General features: G+C 67.7%; 23 protein-coding genes. 17 read left to right on the plus strand and 6 right to left on the minus strand.

Annotated elements, in window-relative coordinates; translation table 11 throughout:
- Positions 1-107 precede the first annotated feature (107 nt).
- The gene (locus ACJ7Z0_RS08260; protein WP_434789444.1) at positions 108-1,454 is read left to right on the plus strand and encodes an NAD(P)/FAD-dependent oxidoreductase; all 1,347 of its coding nucleotides are present in this window, start codon (positions 108-110) and stop codon (positions 1,452-1,454) included.
- Between the two features lie 58 nt (positions 1,455-1,512).
- Here the strand turns inward: ACJ7Z0_RS08260 and ACJ7Z0_RS08265 are convergent, their stop codons facing one another.
- From ACJ7Z0_RS08265 to ACJ7Z0_RS08275, 3 genes are all read right to left on the minus strand, one after another.
- A complete protein-coding gene (locus tag ACJ7Z0_RS08265) occupies positions 1,513-3,438 on the minus strand; it encodes a PhoX family protein (protein WP_434789445.1) in 1,926 nt (641 codons plus the stop codon).
- Between the two features lie 79 nt (positions 3,439-3,517).
- Entirely contained in the window at positions 3,518-4,036 is a 519-nt protein-coding gene (locus tag ACJ7Z0_RS08270; RefSeq protein ID WP_434792631.1) for a thermonuclease family protein, read from the minus strand.
- A gap of 76 nt (positions 4,037-4,112) precedes the next feature.
- A complete protein-coding gene (locus ACJ7Z0_RS08275; RefSeq protein WP_434789446.1) occupies positions 4,113-5,813 on the minus strand; it encodes a long-chain fatty acid--CoA ligase in 1,701 nt (566 codons plus the stop codon).
- Positions 5,814-6,037: 224 nt separating this feature from the next.
- Between ACJ7Z0_RS08275 and ACJ7Z0_RS08280 the strand changes: the two genes are divergently transcribed.
- The 7 genes from ACJ7Z0_RS08280 to ACJ7Z0_RS08310 all read left to right on the plus strand — a co-directional run bounded on the left by ACJ7Z0_RS08280 (position 6,038) and on the right by ACJ7Z0_RS08310 (position 11,285).
- On the plus strand, positions 6,038-6,478 hold the full coding sequence (locus ACJ7Z0_RS08280) for an OsmC family protein (protein WP_093016004.1): 441 nt from the start codon (positions 6,038-6,040) through the stop codon (positions 6,476-6,478).
- A 74-nt stretch (positions 6,479-6,552) separates the two neighbouring features.
- Positions 6,553-7,512, plus strand: a complete 960-nt coding sequence (locus ACJ7Z0_RS08285) for a Bug family tripartite tricarboxylate transporter substrate binding protein (RefSeq protein ID WP_434792632.1) — start codon at positions 6,553-6,555, stop codon at positions 7,510-7,512.
- A 101-nt stretch (positions 7,513-7,613) separates the two neighbouring features.
- Positions 7,614-8,378, plus strand: a complete 765-nt coding sequence (locus tag ACJ7Z0_RS08290) for a GntR family transcriptional regulator (protein ID WP_434789447.1) — start codon at positions 7,614-7,616, stop codon at positions 8,376-8,378.
- Positions 8,375-9,175, plus strand: coding sequence for a transporter substrate-binding domain-containing protein (locus ACJ7Z0_RS08295; RefSeq protein ID WP_434789448.1), 801 nt, complete (start codon positions 8,375-8,377; stop codon positions 9,173-9,175). Before ACJ7Z0_RS08290 ends, ACJ7Z0_RS08295 begins: the two co-directional genes overlap by 4 nt.
- A gap of 31 nt (positions 9,176-9,206) precedes the next feature.
- Positions 9,207-9,863 carry an amino acid ABC transporter permease gene (locus ACJ7Z0_RS08300; protein ID WP_431129455.1) on the plus strand — a complete coding sequence of 219 codons (657 nt, stop codon included), beginning with the start codon at positions 9,207-9,209 and terminating at the stop codon, positions 9,861-9,863.
- Positions 9,864-9,880: 17 nt separating this feature from the next.
- Positions 9,881-10,534, plus strand: coding sequence for an amino acid ABC transporter permease (locus ACJ7Z0_RS08305; protein WP_434789449.1), 654 nt, complete (start codon positions 9,881-9,883; stop codon positions 10,532-10,534).
- Positions 10,518-11,285, plus strand: coding sequence for an amino acid ABC transporter ATP-binding protein (locus ACJ7Z0_RS08310; protein WP_434789450.1), 768 nt, complete (start codon positions 10,518-10,520; stop codon positions 11,283-11,285). The genes ACJ7Z0_RS08305 and ACJ7Z0_RS08310 overlap by 17 nt, the downstream gene beginning before the upstream one ends.
- 26 nt (positions 11,286-11,311) lie before the next feature.
- Here ACJ7Z0_RS08310 and ACJ7Z0_RS08315 read toward each other — a convergent pair whose 3' ends face one another.
- Positions 11,312-12,274 carry a DUF72 domain-containing protein gene (locus ACJ7Z0_RS08315; RefSeq protein WP_434789451.1) on the minus strand — a complete coding sequence of 321 codons (963 nt, stop codon included), beginning with the start codon at positions 12,272-12,274 and terminating at the stop codon, positions 11,312-11,314.
- Between the two features lie 152 nt (positions 12,275-12,426).
- On the opposite strand from ACJ7Z0_RS08315, the gene ACJ7Z0_RS08320 reads away from it, so the two are divergent.
- From ACJ7Z0_RS08320 to ACJ7Z0_RS08335, 4 genes are read left to right on the plus strand one after another with little or no spacing between them, the layout of a single operon-like run.
- The gene (locus tag ACJ7Z0_RS08320) at positions 12,427-13,005 is read left to right on the plus strand and encodes a YceB family lipoprotein (RefSeq protein ID WP_434789452.1); all 579 of its coding nucleotides are present in this window, start codon (positions 12,427-12,429) and stop codon (positions 13,003-13,005) included.
- Positions 13,002-13,994: a glycerophosphodiester phosphodiesterase gene (locus ACJ7Z0_RS08325; RefSeq protein WP_434789453.1), complete on the plus strand. Its 993-nt coding sequence runs from the start codon at positions 13,002-13,004 to the stop codon at positions 13,992-13,994. The genes ACJ7Z0_RS08320 and ACJ7Z0_RS08325 overlap by 4 nt, the downstream gene beginning before the upstream one ends.
- Positions 13,991-14,272, plus strand: a complete 282-nt coding sequence (locus ACJ7Z0_RS08330) for a hypothetical protein (protein ID WP_434789454.1) — start codon at positions 13,991-13,993, stop codon at positions 14,270-14,272. The genes ACJ7Z0_RS08325 and ACJ7Z0_RS08330 overlap by 4 nt, the downstream gene beginning before the upstream one ends.
- A gap of 11 nt (positions 14,273-14,283) precedes the next feature.
- The gene (locus tag ACJ7Z0_RS08335; RefSeq protein ID WP_434789455.1) at positions 14,284-14,751 is read left to right on the plus strand and encodes a DUF411 domain-containing protein; all 468 of its coding nucleotides are present in this window, start codon (positions 14,284-14,286) and stop codon (positions 14,749-14,751) included.
- Positions 14,752-14,775: 24 nt separating this feature from the next.
- Here the strand turns inward: ACJ7Z0_RS08335 and ACJ7Z0_RS08340 are convergent, their stop codons facing one another.
- A complete protein-coding gene (locus ACJ7Z0_RS08340) occupies positions 14,776-16,074 on the minus strand; it encodes an NAD(P)/FAD-dependent oxidoreductase (RefSeq protein WP_434789456.1) in 1,299 nt (432 codons plus the stop codon).
- Between the two features lie 41 nt (positions 16,075-16,115).
- Here ACJ7Z0_RS08340 and ACJ7Z0_RS08345 point away from each other — a divergent pair, with 41 nt between their 5' ends.
- From ACJ7Z0_RS08345 to ACJ7Z0_RS08365, 5 genes are read left to right on the plus strand one after another with little or no spacing between them, the layout of a single operon-like run.
- Positions 16,116-17,141, plus strand: a complete 1,026-nt coding sequence (locus ACJ7Z0_RS08345; protein WP_434789457.1) for a P1 family peptidase — start codon at positions 16,116-16,118, stop codon at positions 17,139-17,141.
- 7 nt (positions 17,142-17,148) lie between these two features.
- The gene (locus ACJ7Z0_RS08350; protein ID WP_434789458.1) at positions 17,149-18,543 is read left to right on the plus strand and encodes a TAXI family TRAP transporter solute-binding subunit; all 1,395 of its coding nucleotides are present in this window, start codon (positions 17,149-17,151) and stop codon (positions 18,541-18,543) included.
- 34 nt (positions 18,544-18,577) lie between these two features.
- Complete coding sequence (locus ACJ7Z0_RS08355) at positions 18,578-19,072, plus strand: MerR family transcriptional regulator (protein WP_434789459.1); 495 nt, start codon at positions 18,578-18,580, stop codon at positions 19,070-19,072.
- On the plus strand, positions 18,987-19,412 hold the full coding sequence (locus ACJ7Z0_RS08360; RefSeq protein ID WP_434789460.1) for a carboxymuconolactone decarboxylase family protein: 426 nt from the start codon (positions 18,987-18,989) through the stop codon (positions 19,410-19,412). Before ACJ7Z0_RS08355 ends, ACJ7Z0_RS08360 begins: the two co-directional genes overlap by 86 nt.
- Entirely contained in the window at positions 19,409-20,254 is an 846-nt protein-coding gene (locus tag ACJ7Z0_RS08365; protein WP_434789461.1) for an NHL repeat-containing protein, read from the plus strand. The genes ACJ7Z0_RS08360 and ACJ7Z0_RS08365 overlap by 4 nt, the downstream gene beginning before the upstream one ends.
- Before the next feature lie 188 nt (positions 20,255-20,442).
- Here ACJ7Z0_RS08365 and ettA read toward each other — a convergent pair whose 3' ends face one another.
- Positions 20,443-22,104 carry an energy-dependent translational throttle protein EttA gene (gene ettA, locus ACJ7Z0_RS08370; protein ID WP_434789462.1) on the minus strand — a complete coding sequence of 554 codons (1,662 nt, stop codon included), beginning with the start codon at positions 22,102-22,104 and terminating at the stop codon, positions 20,443-20,445.
- Between the last annotated feature and the right edge of the window lie 212 nt (positions 22,105-22,316).

Raw genomic sequence — 22,316 nt, forward strand, 5'->3', positions numbered from 1 at the left:
GACAAGTGCCCGCCCTGCCCTGTGCCGCGGGGGCCGCCCGATCGGCGGGGGAGCCACTTTGGCACAAGATGGGCTGACGTGCAGGGCGCCTGCGTATCATCCGCTCGATGCAAACGAACAACGCCTCCGCCCGCCCCCGTGTCGTCATCGTCGGCTGCGGATTCGGCGGGCTCGAAGCCGCCCGCAAGCTCGAAGGCGCCGACGTGGACGTGACGGTGATCGAGAAGACCAACCACCACCTGTTCCAGCCCCTGCTCTACCAAGTGGCGACCGCCGGGCTGGCCGCACCGTCGATTGCGGCGCCGGTGCGCACCCTGTTCCGCCAGCAGCCGCGCATCACCACGCTGCTCGGCGAAGTGAGCGCCATCGATACCTCGGCGCGCGCGGTGCAGCTGGCCAACGGCAACCGCGTCGCGTACGACCATCTGGTCGTCGCGGCCGGTGCCACGCACAGCTACTTCGGCCATGACGAATGGGCGCCCGTCGCGCCCGGCCTCAAGACGCTGGCCGACGCGTTCGAAATCCGCCGCCGCGTGCTGATGTCGTTCGAGGCGGCCGAAACCGCCACCGATCCGCAGCGCCGCCGCGCCCTGCTCACCTTCGCGGTGATCGGCGCCGGGCCGACCGGTGTCGAAATGGCGGGCACGCTGGCCGAAATTGCCAAGCACACGCTTTCCGGCGAGTTCCGCCACATCGACCCCGGCAGCGCCCAGGTGCTGCTGATCGAAGGCGGGCCGCGCGTGCTGCAGGCCATGCCCGAGAGCCTGAGCCAGAAAGCGCTGGAACAGCTGGAAAAACTCGGCGTCGAGGTGCGGCTCAATGCACGCGTCACGGCCATCGACGCCACCGGGCTCGAAGTGCAGTCAGGCGGCGGCGCGGACGGCGCAGGGGCCACCAGCTACCGCATCGACACCAGCTGCGTGGTGTGGGCGGCGGGCGTCGCCGCGTCTCCGCTGGGCCGCATGCTGGGCGAGGCGACCGGTGTCGAGTGCGACCGCGCCGGCCGCATCAAGGTCGAGCCCGACCTGAGCCTGGCCGGCCATCCCGAGATCAGCGTGGTGGGCGACCTTGCGGCGGCCCTGAGCCATGCGCCCGGCAAGCCGCCCAAGCCGGTGCCCGGCGTGTCGCCCGGCGCCAAGCAGATGGGCCGCGCCGCGGCCGCGAACATTCTGCGCCGCATCAAGGGCGAGCCGACCGCGCCGTTCCGCTATCGCGACTACGGCAACCTGGCCACCATCGGCCGCAACTCAGCGGTGGTGGACCTGGGCACGCCCTTCGGGCCGTTACGCTTCAGCGGTCGCCTGGCCTGGCTCTTCTGGCTGTTCGCGCACGCGTACTTCTTGATCGGCTTCCGCAACCGCATCGTGGTGATGATGGACTGGGCCAGCGCCTACTGGAGCTTCCAGCGCAATGCGCGCGTGGTGGCGGACGTGCAGGGCAGGAGCGAGTCTTAGCGGCGGGCCGGAGGCGTCTCCAGAGCCGTCTTGCGAGCGGCCCACGTCCCTTCCCGCATCAGGTTCCGATCACGCCGCCATCGTTCTTCGTGATGACCACGGTCGCCGAGCGCGGACGGCCCGCGCCGTCCGGCCACTTCGACACGGCCAGTGGACGATCCGGATCGCTGCGCTCGTTGGCCGGCTCGCCCGGATGCTGGATGTTGATGAAGAGCGTGCGCAGATCGGGCGTGGTCGTCAGGCCCGTGACCTCGCAGCCGGCCGGGCCGAGCAGGAAACGGCGGATCTCGCCCTTGGTCGGGTCGCAGGCCAGCATCTGGTTGTTGGACAGGTTGCCGTACTCGCCCTTGCCGAGCGTGGAGGTCGAGACGTCGGTCTCGATCCACAGCACGCCGCGCGCATCGACCATCAGCCCATCGGGGCTGCCGAAGGTGTCGCCCTTGATATTGCCTTGCGCCTCAGAGCGCGTCTGCTTCGGATCGCCCGCAAGCACGAGGTGGTTCCAGGCGAACTTGGTCGCATCGAGGTCGCCGCTTTCCTTCCAGCGGATGATCTGGCCCATCGTGTTGTTGGAGCGCGGATTGGCCGCGTCCATGAAAGGCTGGCCCGGCGCACCGCGGTTGCTGTTGTTGGTGAGCGTGCAGTAGACCTCCTTCGTCAGCGGATCGACGGAGGTCCATTCGGGGCGGTCCATCTTGGTGGCGCCCAGCAGGTCGCTGGCCTGGCGCGCCTTGATGAGCACGTCGCCCTGGCTCGCGAAGCCCTTGTCGGCGGTGAGCCCGTTCTTGCCCTGCACCAGCGGCAGCCATTCGCCGGTACCGTCCACGTCGAAGCGGCCCACGTAGAGCGTGCCGTGGTCGAGCAGTTCGCGGTTGGCGGCGGCGCCGCCCGGCTGCACCTTGTCGCGGCTCACGAACTTGTAGATGTATTCGAAGCGCGAGTCCTCGCCCATGTAGATCACGGCGCGCCCATCGTTGGTGAGCGCGGTGGCGGCGCCTTCGTGCGCGGCGCGGCCGAGGGCGGTGCGCTTGCGCGGCGTCGATGCCGGGTCCTGCGGGTCGATCTCGACCACCCAGCCGTACCGGTTCGATTCGTTCGGGTGCTTCGCCACGTCGAAGCGCTCTTCGTGCTCGTGCCAGCGGTACTTGGCGCCGTTGCCCTTCTTGATGCCCCAGCGCTTCTGGTGCGCATCCGGCGTGTCGGTGCCTTCGAAATAGTCCGCAAAGTTTTCTTCGCAGGTCAGGTAGGTACCCCACGGCGTCTGGCCGTTCGAGCAGTTGTTGTAGGTGCCGAGCACCTGCGTGCCGGTCGGGTCACCTGCGGTGCGCAGCATCGGGTGGCCTGCGGCGGGACCGGTCAGCGTCATCGGCGTGAGCGCGGTGATGCGGCGCGCGAAGCGCGAAGGCAGCACCTGCGACCACTTGGCGCCTTCGCGCTGCAGCTCGATCACCGAGACGCCGTGCGCGTTCATGGACTTGCGCACCTTCTCGGCCGTCCAGGTCTTCATGCCGTCCGTATGCAGCAGGCCGTCGTCCACGTATTCATGGTTCAGCACCAGCAGGCCGCGGTTCGATCCGTCGAGCGGAAAGAAGGCCATGCCGTCGTGGTGCATGCCGGCCTGCAGAGCCTGTTCGTCCGCGGTGTTGGAGCCATCGGCCTTGAAGGCGGGCATGCGGCCCGCGATGCCGGTGGCGTCGCCCCAGCGGTAGATCACCTGCGTGCTGTAGCCCTCGGGCACGACGACCCGGTCGACAGCCGCCATGGGCACGCTCTTGAAGCCGATGGCCCGGCCCAGCGTGCTCACCGAACTGCCGGTGGTGGCGCAACCGGCCAGCGTGCCGGCCGCCAGGGGACCGAAAAGACCCGCCACGGCCGCCGCCAGGCCGCCGCGCACGAACACCCGGCGCGACGGATCGGATACCTCGTGGATCGTGGGGTTGGCGGAGGGGTTGGAGTCCTCCATCTGCTCGAAATCTTTGGCCATCTTCTTGTCGTCAGGGGTTGCGAGAACCCGCGATGGTCCCGCATCCGCATGAATCCCCCATGACAGCGGCCCCGGAGGCTCAGAAGAAGGCGTCGCTCCAATGGTGCTCGCGCCGCTCCCGCCGCCAGTCCCAGGGCGGCGTCGGCTTCGAATCGGCCCACAACCCCAGGCCCTGCCTGCGCGCGGCATCCTGCAGCTTGAAGAGTCCGCCGCCGCGCCTGGTCGCGATACCGTTGTAGTCGTACACCCAGGCCCAGCCCCCGGACACCATGCGGCTGCCTGCGTCCTCGCCGTTGCAGCTCACGTCGGCCACGGTGCGGCCATAGCGGTCGGTGTCGCGCTCGGTGATGAGCGCCTTCTCGGCATAGCAGAGGCGGCTCAGGGCCTGCCGGCTGCGCTGACCATGGGGCTGCTTCCGTTCAGGCGCATCGATGGCGGCGATGCGCACCTTGATCTGCTCGTAGGCACCGATGCGGCCGCAGCGCGCGGTGAGCGTGTCGCCGTCGCTGACGCCGACCACCAGGCAGGTTCGAGGGGCGGCCTGGGACAGCTGAGGCAAAAGAGCAAGACAGATGGCGAAGAGAAAGCGCAAGCGCATGAGCGGAGAAACCGTGGCGGTCAAAGGCACGGATTCTCGGTGCGAAGTGCCCGGGCGCCGGGGCCGGAACCCGCTGTTACGCGGCGCTGCCGTTCTCGTCTTCCTGCAGCAGCCGCCACATCACCTTGCCGCTCCCGCTCTTGGGCAGCGCATCGACGAACTGCACCTTGCGCGGAATCTTGTAGACCGCCATGTTCTCGCGGCACCAGTCGATGATGTCCTGCTCGGTGGTGTCCTTGTGCGTGGCGCGCAGCACGACCACGGCCTTGACCGATTCGCCGCGGTAGCTGTCCTTGGTGGAAATGACGCAGGCCTCCTGGATGGCCGGGTGGCGGAACATCAGCAGCTCGACCTCGGCCGGCCACACCTTGAAGCCGCTCGCGTTGATCATGCGCTTGAGGCGGTCGGTGATGAAGAAATAGCCGTCCTCGTCCATGCGGCCCATGTCGCCCGAACGGAAGAAGCGCTTGCCTTCGAACTCGACGAAGGCGGCCCGGGTGGCGTCGGGGCGCTTCCAGTAGCCCTGGAACACCTCGGGGCCGTGGATGATGATCTCGCCCGATTCGCCGATGGGCATTTCGGCCAACGTATCCGGATCGACCACGCGCGCATCGGTGCTCATGAACGGAATGCCCAGGCACTGCTGCTTGGGGTTGTCCGACGGGTTGGTGTGCGATGGCGCCGCTGTTTCGGTGAGGCCGTAGCCCTCCTGGTACTTGAGGCCGTACTGCTCGAAGAGGCGCTGCGCCACGGCCTGCGGCATGGCGGCGCCGCCGCCGCCGATGTGGGTGATGCTCGACAGGTCGTAGCTCGCGAAGTTGGGGCTGGCCATGAGGTCGATCACCATGGTCGGAATGTTGGTCCAGCTGGTGACCTTCCAGCGCGAGATGAGCCGCCCGGCCACGTCGCGGTCCCAGCGCGGCATGATGACCAGCGTGCCCGCCGCGAGGATGGAGGTGTGCATCATGCTCACCACGCCGGTGATGTGGAACATGGGCACCACGGCCAGCACCACCGCTTCCGACGTGGCCTGGCCCCAGAGCTGGCTGGCCACGGCGTTGTGCATGAGGCTCGAGTGATGGTGCACGCAGCCCTTGGGCAAGCCGGTGGTGCCGCTGGTGTAGGGCAGCAGCGCCATGTCGTTGGCGCCCACCACGTGCTCGGGCGCGGCATGGCCCGCGGCCAGCGCGTCGGTCCAGGCCATGGCCTTGCCGCCCGCCAGCTCGGGCAATGGATGGCGCGTGGTGAGCCAGTCTTTCCATGCCGGCGCGGGGGCGTCGTCGCCGTTCGCGTCGGCGTCGAAGGCATCGGTGAACTGGGTCACGATCATGTGGGCCAGCTGCTGCTCCGGCGGCAGCGCATTGCTGGCCTTGGCCAGCTCCCCCGCCAGGTCGCCGGTGGTGATGGCCACCTTCGCGTCGGGGTCGACGATGTAGTGCTTGAGCTCTTCGGCCCGGTTCATCGGGTTGACCGGCACCACCACGGCATTGGCCCGCAGGATCGCGAAATGCGCGATCACGAGCTGCGGGCAGTTCTGCATGTTCAGCACCACGCGGTCGCCGCGCTTCACGCCCAGGGCAAGCAGCGTGCCGGCGAGGCGCTCGGCCTGGTCGGCGAAATCGCGGTAGTTCACCACGCGGCCGAAGAACACCAGAGCGGCCTTGTCGGGATAGCGCGCCGCCGACGTCGCGAGGTTGTGCCAGAGCGAGGTGGCGGGCACGGTGATCGAATGCGGGAGGCGCTTGGGCCAGAACTTGTGGTGCGGGCGTTGTTGCATGGTCGAAGGGGCAGTCGGTCGGAGGGGAGAAAAAGGGACAGTCCGCAGCCTAAGGCGACCCGTCCGCCGCTCCCATCGGGGAAGCCCCCGGGGGCGTCACCTTGGCGACGCCCTTTTGTTTCAACGGCGAGAACTTCATCGCACGCGCCCTGCGACTACAGACAAGCCCGGCGTTCCGCGCGAACCTTCGGCTCCCCAACGTCACCCGAATGAAGGAGAGTTTCATGCCAGCAGACAAGCACGCAAGCGTTCACTGGGAAGGCGCCGGCAAGACCGGCAAGGGCCAGGTCAGCACCGAGACCGGCGCCCTCAAGGACTATCCCTACGGCTTCGCGAGCCGCTTCGAGGACGACAAGCGCGGTACCAACCCCGAGGAGATCGTCGGCGCGGCCCATGCGGCCTGCTTGACGATGGCCTTTGCCTTCGCCTTGGAGAAAGAGGGCTTCACCGCTACCCGCATCGACACCAAGGCCGCGGTGCGCCTGGCCAAGGACGGCGAAGGCTTCAAGATCGACCGCATCGCGCTGGAGCTCGACGCCGCCGTGCCGAAACTCGACGAAGCCAAGTTCCACCAGATCGCGGCCGCCGCCAAGGCCGGATGCCCGTTGTCGAAGGCGCTGGCCAGCGTGCCGGAGATCACGCTGAAGGCCACGCTGGCCGGCTGAGCGCTGCTTATGATCGTCTCCACTACAAGAGGAGACGATCCATGGCCCACCGCCACCCGGTCCGCGCCGCCATCATGGCGGCTTTTTCAATTGCGTCGTTCGCATCGTTCGGCATCGGCGGCCTTGCACACGCCGCCTATCCCGACAAGCCGATCAAGGTGGTCATCGGCTTTCCGGCCGGCGGCCCGCTCGACCAGCATGCGCGCCTCTTGACGGACAAGCTGCAGGCCGTGCTCGGCCAGCCGCTGATCGTCGACTACAAGCCCGGCGCGGGCGGCTCGGTGGGCGCCGACGCCGTCGCCAAGAGCCCGGCCGACGGCTACACCCTGCTGCTGGCCAACACCGGCGTGGCCGTGATCAACGGCGCGCTCTACAGCAAGCTGCCCTACAACACACAGCGCGATTTCGTGCCGATTGCGCGCACCGCCATGCAGCCGCTGGCACTGCTGGTCACGCCGAAGCTGCCGGTGCAAGACCTGAAGCAGTTCGTCGACTACGCCAAGGCGCGGCCCGGCCAGGTCAACTACGGCTCGGCCGGCAACGGCGGCATCAGCCACCTGGTGCCCGAGATGTTCAAGACCGCGACCGGCATCTTCATGGTGCACATACCCTACCGCGGCAGCGCACCGGCCTTTACCGACCTGATGGCCGGGCAGGTGCAGTTCATGGCCGAGTCGATTCCGCAAGCCGCCAACTATCACAAGCAAGGCAAGGTGCGCGCCCTGGCCGTGACCAGCCGCGAGCGCAACCCCGCCCTGCCCGACGTGCCGACCGTCATCGAATCGGGCATCAAGGGCTTCGAGGTGGTGGGCTTCTACGGCTTTCTCGCGCCCAAGGACACGCCCAAGGACGTGGTCGCCAGGCTCAGCGACGCGTTCAGGCAGGTGCTGACCAGCGCCGAGGTGCGCGACCGCATGGTGAGCCAGGGCGCGGACCCGGCCTTCCTGGGCAGCGAGGATTTCGCGCGCTTCCTGGCCACGGAAACGCCACGCTGGGAAAAGGCCGTCAAGGCTTCCGGCGCCCGGATGGACTGACCGGCCGCCCGCATTTTGGGCGACTTGCGGGGCAGCCCAACCCATTTCGGTGCACATAACTTGCATACCAGTTGGCACAGAAGCTGCTGATATGCAGGCCTATGGCCATTTCCGCATCCGAAATCAGTGCACGCATCGTCGAAGCGGTGATGGCGCAGAAGCTCGCGCCGGGTTCGCGCCTGGGCGAGCAGCAGCTCGCCATGCTGTTCGACTGCAGCCGCACCATCGTGCGGGAGGCGCTCACCCGTCTGGCCGCGCGCGGCATCGTCACCGTGAGCGCACGGCGCGGCTGGTTCGTGATCGAACCTTCGCAGGACGAGGCGCGCGAAGCCTTCGAAGCCCGGCGCGTCATCGAACTGGGCCTTATCCGCAGTGCGGGCAGCACCGGCAAGATCGACAAGACCGCACTGCGCCAGTTGAAGGCGCACCTCCAGCGTGAAAAAACGGCGCTGAAGGAAAACGACGTCGGCAACCGCAGCTTCCTGCTCGGCGACTTTCACGTGTGCCTGGCCGAATGCCTGGGCAACACCCTCCTGGCCGACACGCTGCGCGACTTCACGGCGCGCACCACGCTGATCGCCATGCTCTACCAGTCTTCGCACGATGCCGTGCAGTCATGCGAGGACCACGTGCAGATCGTTGCCGCACTCGAACGGGGCGACCATGCCACCGCCGAGGCATTGATGGCCGCGCACATCGGCACGGTGCAGTCGGCGCTGCGCGTGCAGGCACCCACCGATCCGCTCGCGCAACTGCGCGACGCCCTGGCACCGCTTCAGAACACCTCGGCCAAGCCGAAGCGGCGCAAGGCCGCGCCCTCCCCCGACGACACCGATTCAACGACTTACCTAGGAGCCCTGCTATGAACTTCTCTTCGTCCAAACGCCACCTCACGCTCGCACTTGCTTCCGTTGCCATGCTGGCTGCAGCCGGTGCCGCCCAAGCCCAGAACGCACTGGACAACGTGCTGAAGGCCAAGACCATCAAGATCGCCGTGCCGACCGACTACCCGCCGTATGGCTCGGTCGACAAGAACATGAAGCCGCAAGGCCTCGACGTGGAAATGGCCGAGCTGATCGCCGCCAAGCTGGGCGTGAAGGTCGAGCTGGTGCCCGTGACCAGCGCCAACCGCATTCCCTACCTGCAGACCCGCAAGGCCGACCTCGTGATCTCCACGCTCGGCAAGAATGCCGAGCGCGAGAAGGTGATCGAGTTCTCTTCGGCCTACGCCCCCTTCTTCCAGGCCGTGTACGCGGCCAAGAGCATGAAGCTCACCAGCTTTGCCGACATGGCCGGCAAGACTGTCGCCGTGACGCGCGGCGCCATGGAAGACCAGGAACTGAACAAGGTGGCGCCGCCGAACGTCGACTACCGCCGCTTCGAAGACAACAACGCAACCATCGCAGCCTTCGTTGCCGGCCAGACGCAAACCGTTGCCACCAGCGCGGCGGTCGCAGGCGACATGCTCGCCAAGAACCCGAAGGTCAGCGCCGAGTTCAAGCTGCTGCTGAAAGACAGCCCCTGCTACGTCGGTGTCGCAAAGGGCGAAACCGCATTGAAGACCAAGGTCAACGAGATCATCGCAGCGGCCAAGAAGGACGGCACGCTCGACGCCATGTCGAAGAAGTGGCTTGGCAAGGCGGCCGGCGACCTGCCCGTCTGACCCACGCTGAACCTTTCATAAAGGCGCCGCCATGGAATTCGATTTCGGTGCAGTTCTTGTCGACTGGCGGCTGCTCGCCAAGGGCATTGCCTGGACAGTCGGCCTGACGGCCATTGCCACGGTCATCGGCATGGCCGTGGGCGTGGCCTGCGCCTGGGCACGCGCCAACGGGCCGTTGTGGCTGCGCTGGGTGGCCGGCAGCTATGTGGAGCTGATCCGCAACACGCCGTTCATCGTCCAGCTCTTCTTCATCTTCTTCGGGCTGCCCGCGGCGGGCGTCAAGCTCACGCCGGAGACGGCATCGATCATTGCGATGGTGATGAACCTCGGGGCCTATTCCACCGAGATCATCCGCGCCGGCATCGAGGCCACGCCCAAGGGGCAAATCGAGGCGGCCGTGAGCCTGGCGCTCAACAAGGTGCAGGTGTTCACCCGCGTGGTGCTGCCGCCGGCGCTCAAGAAGGTGTGGCCCGCCATGGTGAGCCAGATCATCATCGTGATGCTGGGCTCGGCCGTCTGCGGACAGATCTCCACGGAAGAGCTGAGCTATGCGGCCAACCTCATCCAGAGCCGCAACTTCCGCGCATTCGAGGCCTTCATCATCGCCACGCTGCTCTACCTGGCGCTGGCGGTTGCGCTGCGCAAATTGCTCAACTGGGCCGGTCCGAGATTCTTCTTCGGCCGCTGAACGCAGGAAGCCACACCATGGTCGATTTTTCTCTCTGGGACATCCTGCGCAACCTGCTGATGGCGCTGCGCTGGACCGTCGTGCTGTCGTTCATCGCCTTCGTTGGCGGCGGGCTGGTGGGCGGCCTGCTTCTGTTTTTGCGCCTGCGCGGCGGCAGCGTCATGGACCGCGCCGTCGGTCTCTACGTGCAGCTGTTTCAGGGCACGCCGCTGCTGATGCAGCTGTTTCTCGCCTACTTCGGCATCGCGCTGTTCGGCGTCGACGTGTCGGCGTGGACCGCGGCCAGCGTGGCGCTCACGCTCTACACCAGCGCCTTTCTCACCGAGATCTGGCGCGGCTGCGTGGCCTCCATTCCCAAGGGCCAGTGGGAGGCTTCGGGCAGCCTGGCCTTGAGCTTCGCCGAACAGATGCGCCACGTGATCCTGCCGCAGGCCGTGAAGATCGCCATTGCGCCGACCGTCGGCTTCCTGGTGCAGGTTATCAAGGGCACTGCGCTCGCCTCGGTCATCGGCTTCGTCGAACTCACCAAGGCCGGCAGCATGATTTCGAACGCCACCTTCCAGCCCTTCGTGGTGTTCAGCTGCGTGGCGCTGCTTTACTTCGTGCTGTGCTTCCCGGTAAGCCTGTACGCCAAGAATCTCGAGAGGAAATCCCATGGCCGCCGTGCTTGAATCCCAGACCTTCGCCGCGCCCATCGTGCGCGTCACCGCGCTACGCAAATCGTACGGCACCAACGAGGTGCTCAAGGGCATCGATCTCGACGTGAAGCGCGGCGAGGTCATTGCCATCATCGGCAAGAGCGGCTCGGGCAAGAGCACGCTGCTGCGCTGCATCAACGGGCTCGAGGTGTTCCAGGAAGGCTCGCTCACGGTCGACGGCAAGCCCCTGCTGCACGAAAGCGCCATGGCCATGCGCGAGCTGCGCCAGCGCGTGGGCATGATCTTCCAGAGCTTCAACCTGTTTCCGCATCTCACGGTCGGCAAGAACGTGATGCTCGCACCCACGCTGGTGAAAAAGCGAGGCGGCCTGGAGGCGGCATCGCAGGCGCGCAAGCTGCTCGAGCGCGTGGGCCTGGCCGAGAAGTTCGACGCCATGCCCGACCAGCTCTCCGGCGGACAGCAGCAGCGCGTGGCCATTGCCCGCGCGCTGGCCATGGAGCCCGCCGTGCTGCTGTGCGACGAGATCACCTCGGCGCTCGACCCCGAACTGGTGGGCGAGGTGCTGCGCGTGGTGGAGTCGCTGGCCGACGAAGGCATGACGCTCCTGATGGTCACGCACGAGATGAGCTTTGCGCGCAAGGTGAGCGACCGCGTGATCTTCATGCACCAGGGCCGCGTGCACGAGATGGGGCCGCCGGCCGAACTGTTCGGCAACCCGCAGACGGCCGAACTGAAGCAGTTTCTTTCGTCGCTGCACGACTGAGGCAGCAAGCCACCGCTCGCTCACCGCTACTTGCGAGCCTGCGCCTTCGTGCGCTTGCGCACGGCCATGCCGGGCGCAGGCTCGAAGTTGTCTTCAGGCCCGAGCCCGGTGGCCACACCGAGCCGGGCCGCCAGGTGCGCGGCATCGTAGGGCGCATGCACCTTGACGTCGTTGTCGAAGTAGCAATACACGTCGCGACCCTTTCGCCGGGATAGCCGGCGTGAGGGCGCGGCCAGTTTCGCGTCCTTCACCTGGCGCCCATGGCGCCAGGCGTCGATGCGTTCGGCCCAGCGGTCGAGTGCGCCGTCGCTGTAGCCGCTGGCGTAGAGCTCCTTGTCGCCATGCAGCCGCATGTAGACGAAATCGGCGCAAAGGTCTTCGAGCAGCGGCCAGCGCCCTGCCGTGTCGGCCACCACCAGCGCGACACCATGCCGGCGCAGCAGCGCGATGAACTCCGGATTCGCGAAACTGGCATGCCGGACTTCCAGTGCATGGCGGATGCGGAGTTTCGCGGGCACCTTCAACAACGCACGGTCGTCGCCGACCTTCTCGTTGTGCTCTCGCGCCAGCGCAAGAGCGGACCGGCCATCCCTGGGCAACAGCGCCAGGAATTCTTCGAGGCGATCGGCGCTGTAGGCAAAGGACGGCGGCAATTGCCACAGGATCGGCCCCAGCTTGGCCCCCAACGCGAACACGCCCGACGCAAAGAAGTTGGCCAGCGCGGTACGGGGTTCCTTGAGCCGCAGGTTGTGAGTGATGTAGCGCGGCCCCTTCACCGCAAAGACGAAGTCGTCCGGCGTTGCGTCGTGCCACGCCTGGTACGACACGGGGCGCTGCAGCGAATAGAACGAGCCGTTGATCTCGATGGTCGGCAGCATGCGCGAGGCAAAATCGAGCTCGAGGCGCTGCGCAAGCCCTTTGGGATAGAAGCGGCCCCGCCATGGCGCGTAGCGCCAGCCAGAGATTCCGATTCGCGTGGCGCCCTGCATCGTTCGTCTTTTTTTGCCGAAGCCCCGAACGTGGCCCGCGGGGCGGCGGCGTGGCGTAGGACGTATTCCCATCCGCGTAGCGGCTTGGGATACTTGCGAACCCCGCCGCCCCCTGACAGGAACCACCCGGCCTGTGGCAAGCTCCGATAAGTATGCAAATCCGCCCCCTGCCTTTCACCTCCCGCCGATGGATGCTGCGCGCGCTGCTGGGCGCCGCCGCCCTGCAATCGCCTCTCTCGGCGCTGGCCGGTTTCAATTTCTTCCTCAGCGAATACACCGCGACCCGCGACGAGCTGCAGGCGCAGATCGCCAGGCGCTTTCCGGTGGCCGAGCGCTATGCCGAGATCTTCATGGTCGGGCTGCGCGATCCGCAGCTGGGCCTGGACGCGCGCAGCAACCGCGCCGCCATCACGGCCACGCTGACCATTGCGAGCCCCCTCCTGGCCGAATCGCCGGTGCAGGGCGTGGTCTCGGTGAGCAGCGCGTTGCGCTACGACGCCGCCACGCGTGCGCTGCGGCTCGACCAGCCGAAAGCCGAGCGCCTCGAATTGCAGGGCGTGCAAGGCGATGCCGAACGGCTGCAAAAGATCGGCGCAGTGGTCGCGCAGGAACTGCTGCAAGGCCAGGTGCTGCGCAGCTTCACCGCCGAAGAACTCACCGTCGGCCGCAAGACCTACGAAATCGGTGACATCACGGTGCAAGACGACGGCATCAAAGTGCAGCTCAAATGAAATACCCCCTGCTTGCCGCCGCACTGCTGATTGCAGGCTGTGCGGCCATTCTCCCCAAGGCAAAGCAGCACTTCGACCTGCAGGCCCACCGTGGCGGGCGCGGCCTCGCACCCGAGAACACGCTGGCCGCCTTCTCCAAGGCCATCGACCTGGGCGTGAACACGCTCGAACTCGACGTCGGACTCACGGCCGACGGCGTGGTCGTCATCTCGCACGACACCGCGCTCAACCCCGACCACACGCGGGATGCGAACGGCGCATGGCTCGCACCGAAGAACGGTGCCACGGTCCGCTCGCTCACTCTGGCGCAACTTCAAAGCTACGACGTGGGCCGCCTCAATCCCGCGAGCAACTACGGCAAGCAGTTTGCATTGCAAATCCCGCAAGACGGCGAACGCATTCCCACCCTGGCCGCCCTGTTCGACCACGTGCGCGCACGCGGCGCCGCAGCCGCCACGGTGCGCTTCAATATCGAGACCAAGATCGATCCGACCAAGCCGGAGGAAACCGCCGCGCCCGAGCCGATGGTGCGCGCCCTGCTGGCCGAAATCGACAAGTCGCAGATGGGCAGTCGGGTCACGGTCCAGAGCTTCGACTGGCGCACGCTCGCGCTGGTCGGCCAACTGGCGCCGCAGTTGCCGCGGGCCTACCTCAGCTCCGCGCGCACGCTCAAGGACAGCCGCTGGACAGCCGGGCTCGACGCCGCCAATTTCACCTCCACGCCGCAACTGGTCAAGGCTGCGGCAGGCAAGCCGGAAGGCCCGGTGACCTGGTCGCCGGCCTACAACGACCTGACCCCAGCGGCCATCAAGGAGGCGCAAGGCCTCGGCTTCAAGGTGCTGCCCTGGACCGTGAACCAGCGCGCCGACATGCTGCGGCTGATGGACTGGGGCGTGGACGGGATCATTACCGACTATCCCGATGTGCTGCGCGACCTGATTCGCGAACGCGGCCTGTCGCTGCCGCCGCCAGGAAAGGCCGCGCCATGAACGCCGCCGCACGGCAACTCGAGACCCTCGGCGGCCGCATCGCGGCGCTGCAAGAAGGCGGTGGCGGCTCGGTCACCGCGCTGTCGAACGAGGCCCGCACCAGCATGGACTTGCTCGGCGCCCTGCCCCCGCGCTACGGTGAGGTGCTGCTGAACCTGCTCGACCGGCTCGAATCGAGCGCGCTGTTCAGCGAGGAGAGTTGCTCGTTCAGCCAGAAAGACCTGCTCGACAACCTGCAGGTGTGGGTCGACAAGGCCCGCGCGCAGTTGGCGTCCTGAGGAGACCCCGCATGCAAAGACGCACCCTTCTTCAGCGCGCAGCCCCGGTGCTGGCGCTCGCATCCACGGCGGCATGGCCGCTGGCCGCATCGGCCGCCGCGCCGATGGTCGAGATCTGGAAAGACCCGAACTGCGGGTGCTGCCAGGATTGGGTGAAGCACCTGAACGCGAACGGCTTCGCAACCCGCGTGCACGACGACGGCAACGATGCGGCGCGCGCCCGGCTCGGCGTTCCGGCCAAGCTGGGCTCGTGCCACACCGGCATGGTCGGCGGCTATGCCCTCGAAGGCCACGTGCCCGCACGCGAGGTGCGCCGTCTGCTGCAGGAAAAGCCGAAAGCCATCGGCCTTGCCGTGCCGGGCATGCCGGTCGGCTCGCCCGGCATGGACGGCGCCGCCTACGGAAACCGGCGCGACCCCTACGACGTTCTGCTGGTGCTGGCCGACGGCGGCACCCGCGTCTACCAGAGCTACCGCTGAACCGGAAACGAAACCGGCCGGTCGTCAGCTGAAGCGGGCGGGATCGAACGGGGCAAGCGCCGTTTCTGGCACGGTGCCGGCGAGCAATTGCGCCGCGAGCTTGCCGGTGCGCGCCGAGCCGCAAAGGCCGACGTGGCCATGCCCGAAGGCCAGCACGACGTCCGTGCTGGCCGCCGCCGCGCCGATGCAAGGCAGCCCATCGGGCAGGCTGGGCCGGTGGCCGAGCCAGTGCTTCACGGCGATCGAATCCGGCGCCTGATCAAGTAGCGCTGGAAACATCGATTGCAGATGGCGGTGCAGGATCTCCGCGCGGCGCCAGTCGGGCGCGGCCTCGAGTCCGCCGATCTCGACCTGCCCGGCCGCGCGCAGGCCGCCGTCCATCCAGTGCGCGATGAGCTTGCCGTCGGCCACCATGGTCGGTGTGCGCGGCCCCACGGCAGCCCCTTCGACCACCACGTGGTAGCCGCGCTCCGATTCGAGCGGCACCGGCGAGCCGGCCGCCGCGGCAAGGGGGCCCGAGCGCGCGCCCGCGCAGATGGCGGCCGCGTCGCAGGCGATCTCGCCGGCCTCCGTTTGCACCGCGCGCAACCTTCCGTCTTCGATGCGAAAGCCCGTGGCGCGCGCCGCCACGCGCTCTGCCCCGGCCTCCTGCGCATGTCGCGCCAGCGCGGCCACGTAGGCGCCAGGGTTGCGGCAGTGGCCGGCCTCGGGCACGAAGATGCCGAGCGTGTAGCGCGCGTCGAGGTCGGGCTCGCGCTGCCGCAGTTCCGGCTCCGGCCATTCGTCCCACTGCACGCCGGTGCGCCGGCGCACGCGCCAGCCGAGCGCGTCGCCGTCGAACTCTTCGCGCGAACGGTACGCATGCAGCAGCCCGCGCTGCTCGATGAGTTGCGGCACGCCGGCCTCGGCGGCGAGCCGGGCATGCAGGGCCGGCGCATCGGCAAGCAGCGTGCGCAGTGCGTCGGCCGTGCGCTGCACGCGCGCCTCGGTCCAGCCCGAGGCCAGGTAGCGCAGCAGCCAGGGCAAGGCCCGCGGCAGGTAGCGCCAACGCAGCGCGAGCGGCCCCAGCGGATCGGCCAGCCAGCCGGGCACCTTGCGCCAGGCACCGGGCAGCGCGGGCGGCACCACGGAATGCGACGACAACCAACCCGCATTGCCGTAGCTCGTGGCCTGCGGGCCGCCGGGCTCGCCGGGTTCCACCACCGTCACGCGCAGGCCGGCGCGCAAGGCCTCGATGGCCGTCGCGCTGCCCACGGCGCCCGCGCCGATCACGACCGCGTGGCGTCCGGTGCCGCCCGCGGAGAAACTTCTTGCAACTGTCATGGGGACCTATCGTAGAGGGCACGGTCCCATAATCGGCCGCCATGCCTGTTCCCTCTTCTCTTGCGCCGTCTTCAGGCGCCATCACCGACGTTGCCGGCATCGAAGTCGGCCATTTTTCTGACACGCGCCGGCCCACCGGCTGCACCGTGATCCTTGCCCGCGAAGGCGCCGTGGCGGGCGTCGACGTGCGCGGCGCCGCGCCCGGGACGCGCGAAACCGACCTGCTTTCCCCCGGCAACCTGGTGCAGCAGGTGCACGGCATCATGCTGGCGGGCGGCAGCGCCTGGGGCCTGGCCACGGCCGAGGGCGCGATGCGCTGGCTCGAGGAACGGAACATCGGCATGGACGTGCGCTTCGGCATCTTGCCCATCGTGCCGGCCGCCGTGCTGTTCGACCTGCCCATGGGCGACGCGCGCATCCGCCCCGACGCCGCAGCCGGCTATGCGGCCTGCGAAGCGGCAAGCCATGAAGCTCCGGCCGAAGGCAACGTGGGCGCCGGCAGCGGCGCACTCGTGGGCAAGCTCTTCGGCGTGCATCGCGCGATGAAGGGCGGCATCGGCACGGCGTCGGTCACCGTGGGCGGCGTGACGGTGGGCGCGCTGATCGCGGTCAATTCGCTCGGCGACGTGATCGACCCCGACACCGCGCTGCCGGTGGCCGGTGCGCGCACCGAAGACGGCCTGGCACTGCTCGACACCCGCCGCGCCCTGCTGCGCGGCGAGCAGCCCAAGCCGCTGCTTGCGGGCACCAACACCACGCTCGGCGTGATCGCGACCGACGCGGTGCTGACGAAGGTGCAGGCCAACCGCCTCGCCAGCGTGGCACACGACGGCCTCGCGCGCGCCATCAATCCGGTGCACACGATGAGCGACGGCGACACGCTGTTCGCGCTGGCCACCGGCCGGGTGCCGCTCGAGGGCAACGCCCCCGGCATGACCGTGCTCGGCACCATGGCGGCCGAAGCGGTGGCGCGCGCCACCTTGCGCGCCGTGCTGGCGGCGCGTTCCGTCACCGTGGGCGAGTTGCACGTGCCGTGCGCGGCCGACATCGCCGCAACGAAAGGTTGAGCACCCCATGGCCATGCCCAAGACGCTGAAGCTGATCCTGCTCTCGATCCGCGACCTGATCGCCTCGGCGGGCCCGATCGTGTTCCTCGTGATCGGCCTGCTGATTGCCGCCTACTGGTGGCTGCAGCCGCAGCCGCCCAGGCATGTGACGCTGGCCACCGGCCCCAGCGGCAGCGCCTATTCGCAATTCGGCAAGCGCTATGCCGAGCTGCTCAAGAGCAGCGGCATCGAGGTGGAGCTCAAGGCCACCACCGGGTCGTCCGAGAACCTGGAACTGCTTCGCAGCGGCGGCGCCGACGTGGGCTTTGTGCGCGGCGGCAGCGCCGATCCGGTGGCCGACGAGGAAGCCGGCCTCACGTCCCTCGGCAGCCTGTTCTTCGAGCCGATCTGGCTCTTCTACCGCGCCGACAGCGCGCAGAAGATCGACCGCAAGACAAGCACCCTGACCTCGCTCGCCCAGCTGCGCGGCTTGCGCGTGAACGTCGACCTGGCGGGCAGCGGCCTGCCCGAGATCATGGAGCGGCTCTTCAAGGCCAACCACCTCGACCCCGACGCGCTGCAGCTTTCCAACCTCGAGCAGGCGGCCGCCGCCGAAGCGCTGCAGGCCGGCCTGCTCGACGCCATCGTGCTGGCCTCGGCGCCACAGTCGCCGCAGGTGCAGCGCCTGCTGCGCGCGCCCGACATCAAGCTCATGGACTTCGGCCAGGCCGATGCCTACACGCGGCGCTTTCCGTTCCTCTCGGCGGTCACGCTGCCGCGCGGCGTGGTCGACCTGTCGAGGGACCTGCCGCCCTCCGACGTATCGCTGCTCGCGGCCACCACCTCGCTGCTCTCGCGCGACGAGACCCACTCGGCACTGCGGCAGCTCTTTGCGCAGGCCGCGCAAGGCGTGCACAGCGACGCCGGCTGGTTCAACCGCGCGCGCGACTTCCCCAACACGCGCACCAGCGAACTGCCCGTGAGCCCCGAGGGCGACCGCGCGATCAACGGCACGCCGCCGTTCTGGCAGCGCTACCTGCCGTTCTGGGCCAGCAACCTGATCGAGCGCATGTGGCTGGTGCTCGGCGGCCTTCTGGTGCTGATGCTGCCGCTGAGCCGCGTGGTGCCGCCGCTCTACCAGTTCCGCGTGCGACGGCGCGTGTTCCGCTGGTATGCGCGGCTGCGCGACATCGAGGCCAAGGTGGATGCGCGGCAAGGCGAGCGCAAGGAGTTGCTCGACGAACTCGACGAGCTCGACCGCGTGGTGAACAAGGTGGCCGTTCCACTGTCGTATGCCGACGAGCTCTATGCGCTGCGCAACAACATCCACACGGTGCAAAAGCGCGTGCAGATCCGCTGGCCGGAACCGGGCGACTTCGCGCCCCGAACGCCGCTGCCGAAGGAAGCCGCAGAAAGCGCTTGACTTCGAGCGCGCTCCAACTTCGAGAATTCCCGCCATGGAAGCCAGCTTGACCATTGCGGAAGTCGCACAGCGCACCGGCCTCACGGCCCACACGCTGCGCTACTACGAGCGCATCGGGCTGATCGCCGCGGTGCCTCGGGCACCGGGCGGGCAGCGCCGTTACGCAAGCGCCGACATGGACTGGCTGGCCTTCCTGTTGCGCCTGCGCGAGACCGGCATGCCCATCCAGGGGATGCAGGCCTTCGCCAGGCTTCGAAGCCAGGGGGACGCCAGTGTCGGGGAGCGGCGCAAGATGCTCGAACAGCACCTTGCCGAGGTCCAGGCCAAGGTGGCGGCGCTGCAGCAATCCATGCGGGCGCTGTCGCTGAAGATCGAGCACTACCGTGCCATCGACAAGAAGCGTCCCTCGTCACCGGGCACTGCCCCGGAAAGGAAGACGAGCGATGACGAACGCACACGCAAGCCAGAACGGCAAAGACAACCTGCGCTACGAGCGCGGGCTGGCCAAGCTCCAGCAAATCGACGGTGAAGGCGGCATCAAGGTCGTCGAAAGCCTGGCCGGCATCGCGCCGGATTTCGCCCGCCTGCTGATCGAGTTTCCGTTCGGCGACATCTACTCGCGCCCCGGGCTCGACCTGCGTTCACGCGAGATCGCGGTGGTGGCCGCCCTCACGGCCATGGGCAATGCCGCGCCGCAGCTCAAGGTGCATATCCAGGGTGCGCTCAATGTGGGCGTCACGCGCACCGAGATCGTCGAGACCATCATGCAGATGGCCGTGTACGCGGGCTTTCCGGCGGCACTCAACGGCCTGGCGGCGGCGCGCGAGGTGTTTGCCGCGGACGTCCCGCTGCTGGGGGAGCCCGCATGAAGCAGCGCAGTTTTCGCGTCCGTATGCCGCTGCTCGGGCTGGCGCTGCTTGCGACTGCGATGAATACGCCCGCCTCGGCGCAAACGCCCGACCTGCCGACCTGGACGCTGGAGAAACGCGCCGTGCATGACGACCTCTCCTCGCCGGTCGGCATGGCCTACGACGCGGCGGGCCATCTCTATGTCGCCAACTGGTCGGCCGGCACCGTGCTGCGCTTTGCGCCGGACGGTGCCCGCTCGGTGTTCGCATCGGGCTTGAGCGGACCCAGCGGGCTGGCGATCGGCCCTGGCCCTTCCGGCGACATCTTCGTCGCGTCCTACAGCCAGGACCTGGTGTGGCGCTTCACGCCGGGCGGCAGGCAGAGCGTGTTCGTGCGCGGCCTGGCAACGCCGGCGGGCCTGAGCTTCGATCGCAAGGGCCGGCTGCTGATTGCCAACCGCCGAACCAACCAGATCCTCGCGGCGCATCCCGACGGCCGGATCGAAGTCGCTGCGGAGGGATTGCAAACACCGGTCGGCGCGGTCGAACTGCCGGGCGGCGAGCTGATGGTCAGCAACATCGCGGGCGGTATCTCGCTGGTCGGGCAGGACGGGCGCGCGCGAAGCATCCACGGCGAACTGCGCAGCCCAGGCCCGGGCATCGTCGCGGACCGCGACGGCGCGGCCGCCTATGTGGTCGACTACGGCGGAACGACCGTCAGCCGCATCGACCGCGAGGGAGGCCGCGTCGTGGTAGCCGATGGTCTCTCAAGCCCGGTCGGGCTCGCCCGCATGCCCGACGGAAACCTGCTGGTTGCCACCTGGGGTGCGAATGCGGCCTTTCGGCTGGTGCGGGCGCGCTGAGACGCCGGCTTGCCCTTGCCCGCCCCATGAAAAAAGCGCGCGGCCCCTTGCGGAACCACGCGCTCTTGTCGAAGCACCCTGAGGTCTCTTCCAGAAACACCGAGGAACCGGCTTTGCCGGGCCTCCGGTGTTGCCCCCGGTAGGGGGTTGGCGAAGCGACACGAAGTGCGCGAAGACTGGGGGCGAGCCTATTTCAGAGCCTTGTAGCGCATGCGCTTGGGCTTGGCGCCCTCTTCGCCCAGGCGCTTCTTCTTGTCGGCTTCGTACTCCTGGTAGTTGCCGTCGAAGAAGGTCCACTGGCTGTCGCCTTCGGCCGCGAGGATGTGCGTGGCAATGCGGTCGAGGAACCAGCGGTCGTGGCTGATGACCATGACCGTGCCGGCGAATTCGAGCAGCGCGTCTTCGAGCGCACGCAGCGTTTCGACGTCGAGGTCGTTCGACGGTTCGTCCAGCAGCAGCACGTTGCCGCCTGCAATCAGCGTCTTGGCCAGGTGCAGCCGGCCGCGCTCGCCGCCCGACAGCGTGCCGACCTTCTTCTGCTGGTCGGCGCCATTGAAGTTGAAGCGGCCTGCATACGCACGGCTGGCCATCTGGAACTTGCCGACATTGATGATGTCCAGGCCGTTGGAGATGTCTTCCCACACGGTCTTGTTGTTGGCCAGCTCGTCGCGGTGCTGGTCGACGAAGGCCATCTTGACCGTCGAGCCGATGACGACTTCGCCGGTGTCCGGCTTTTCCTTGCCCGCGAGCAGCTTGAAGAGCGTCGACTTGCCGGCGCCGTTCGGGCCGATGATGCCGACGATCGCGCCCGGCGGCACGGTGAAGCTCAGGTTGTCGATCAGCATGCGGTCGCCGAAGGACTTGCTGACACCGTGGAACTCGAACACCTGCTGGCCCAGCCGCTCCGCCACCGGAATGAAGATCTCCTGCGTCTCGTTGCGCTTCTGGTATTCCATGTCGCTCAGCTCTTCGAAGCGGGCCAGGCGGGATTTGCTCTTGGCCTGGCGTGCCTTCGGGTTCTGGCGCGACCACTCCAGTTCCTTCTTCAGCGCCTTGGCGTGGGCTTCTTCGCTCTTTTGCTCCTGCGCCAGGCGTTCGCCCTTCTGCTCGAGCCAGGTGCTGTAGTTGCCCTTCCAGGGAATGCCGCGACCGCGGTCCATTTCCAGGATCCACTCGGCCGCGTTGTCGAGGAAGTAGCGATCGTGGGTGATGGCCACCACGGTGCCCGTGAATCGCTGCAGGAACACTTCGAGCCACTCCACCGATTCGGCGTCCAGGTGGTTGGTCGGCTCATCGAGCAGCAGCATGTCGGGCTTGGACAGCAAGAGGCGGCACAGCGCCACGCGCCGCTTTTCGCCGCCTGACAAGAGGCCGATCTTCGCGTCCCACGGCGGAAGGCGCAGTGCGTCGGCGGCGATTTCCAGTTGGTGTTCGGAATCGGTGCCGGCGGTGGCGATGATGGCTTCGAGCTGGGCTTGCTCGGCCGCCAGCGCGTCGAAGTCGGCGTCTTCGGCACCATAGGCGATGTACACCTCTTCGAGGCGCGCCTTGGCCGCAAACACCGCGCCCATGGACTCTTCGACCGATTCGCGCACCGTGTGCTCGTTGTTGAGCTTGGGTTCCTGCTCCAGATAGCCGATCGTCATCCCGGGCATGGGCAGTGCCTCGCCCTCGAACTCCTTGTCCACACCCGCCATGATCTTGAGCAGCGTGGACTTGCCCGAGCCGTTCAGGCCGAGCACGCCGATCTTGGCGCCGGGGAAGAAAGAGAGCGAAATGTCTTTCAAGAGCTGCCGCTTGGGCGGCACGGTCTTGCTGACGCGGTTCATCGAATAGACGTATTGAGCCATCTGGGGGTAGTTACCTTGGGTAGCGGAGATTCGGGACAAGCGCGGGCGCCCGAAAGCGGGATTCGGGCGCGGCAAACCACACATTATCGACTCATGCGACAATAGGCACCGTTGCCGGGTCCAGTTGCCCGCAACACCGGCTCTCTGCCGGGGACGAAGAAAGCCCTTTATCACGACGGGTTTTTCGGCTCCCACCCCTGACCTTCATCAGC

Origin of the sequence: Variovorax palleresanus (assembly GCF_051144945.1) — a bacterium.
GTDB lineage: Bacteria > Pseudomonadota > Gammaproteobacteria > Burkholderiales > Burkholderiaceae_C > Variovorax > Variovorax paradoxus_S.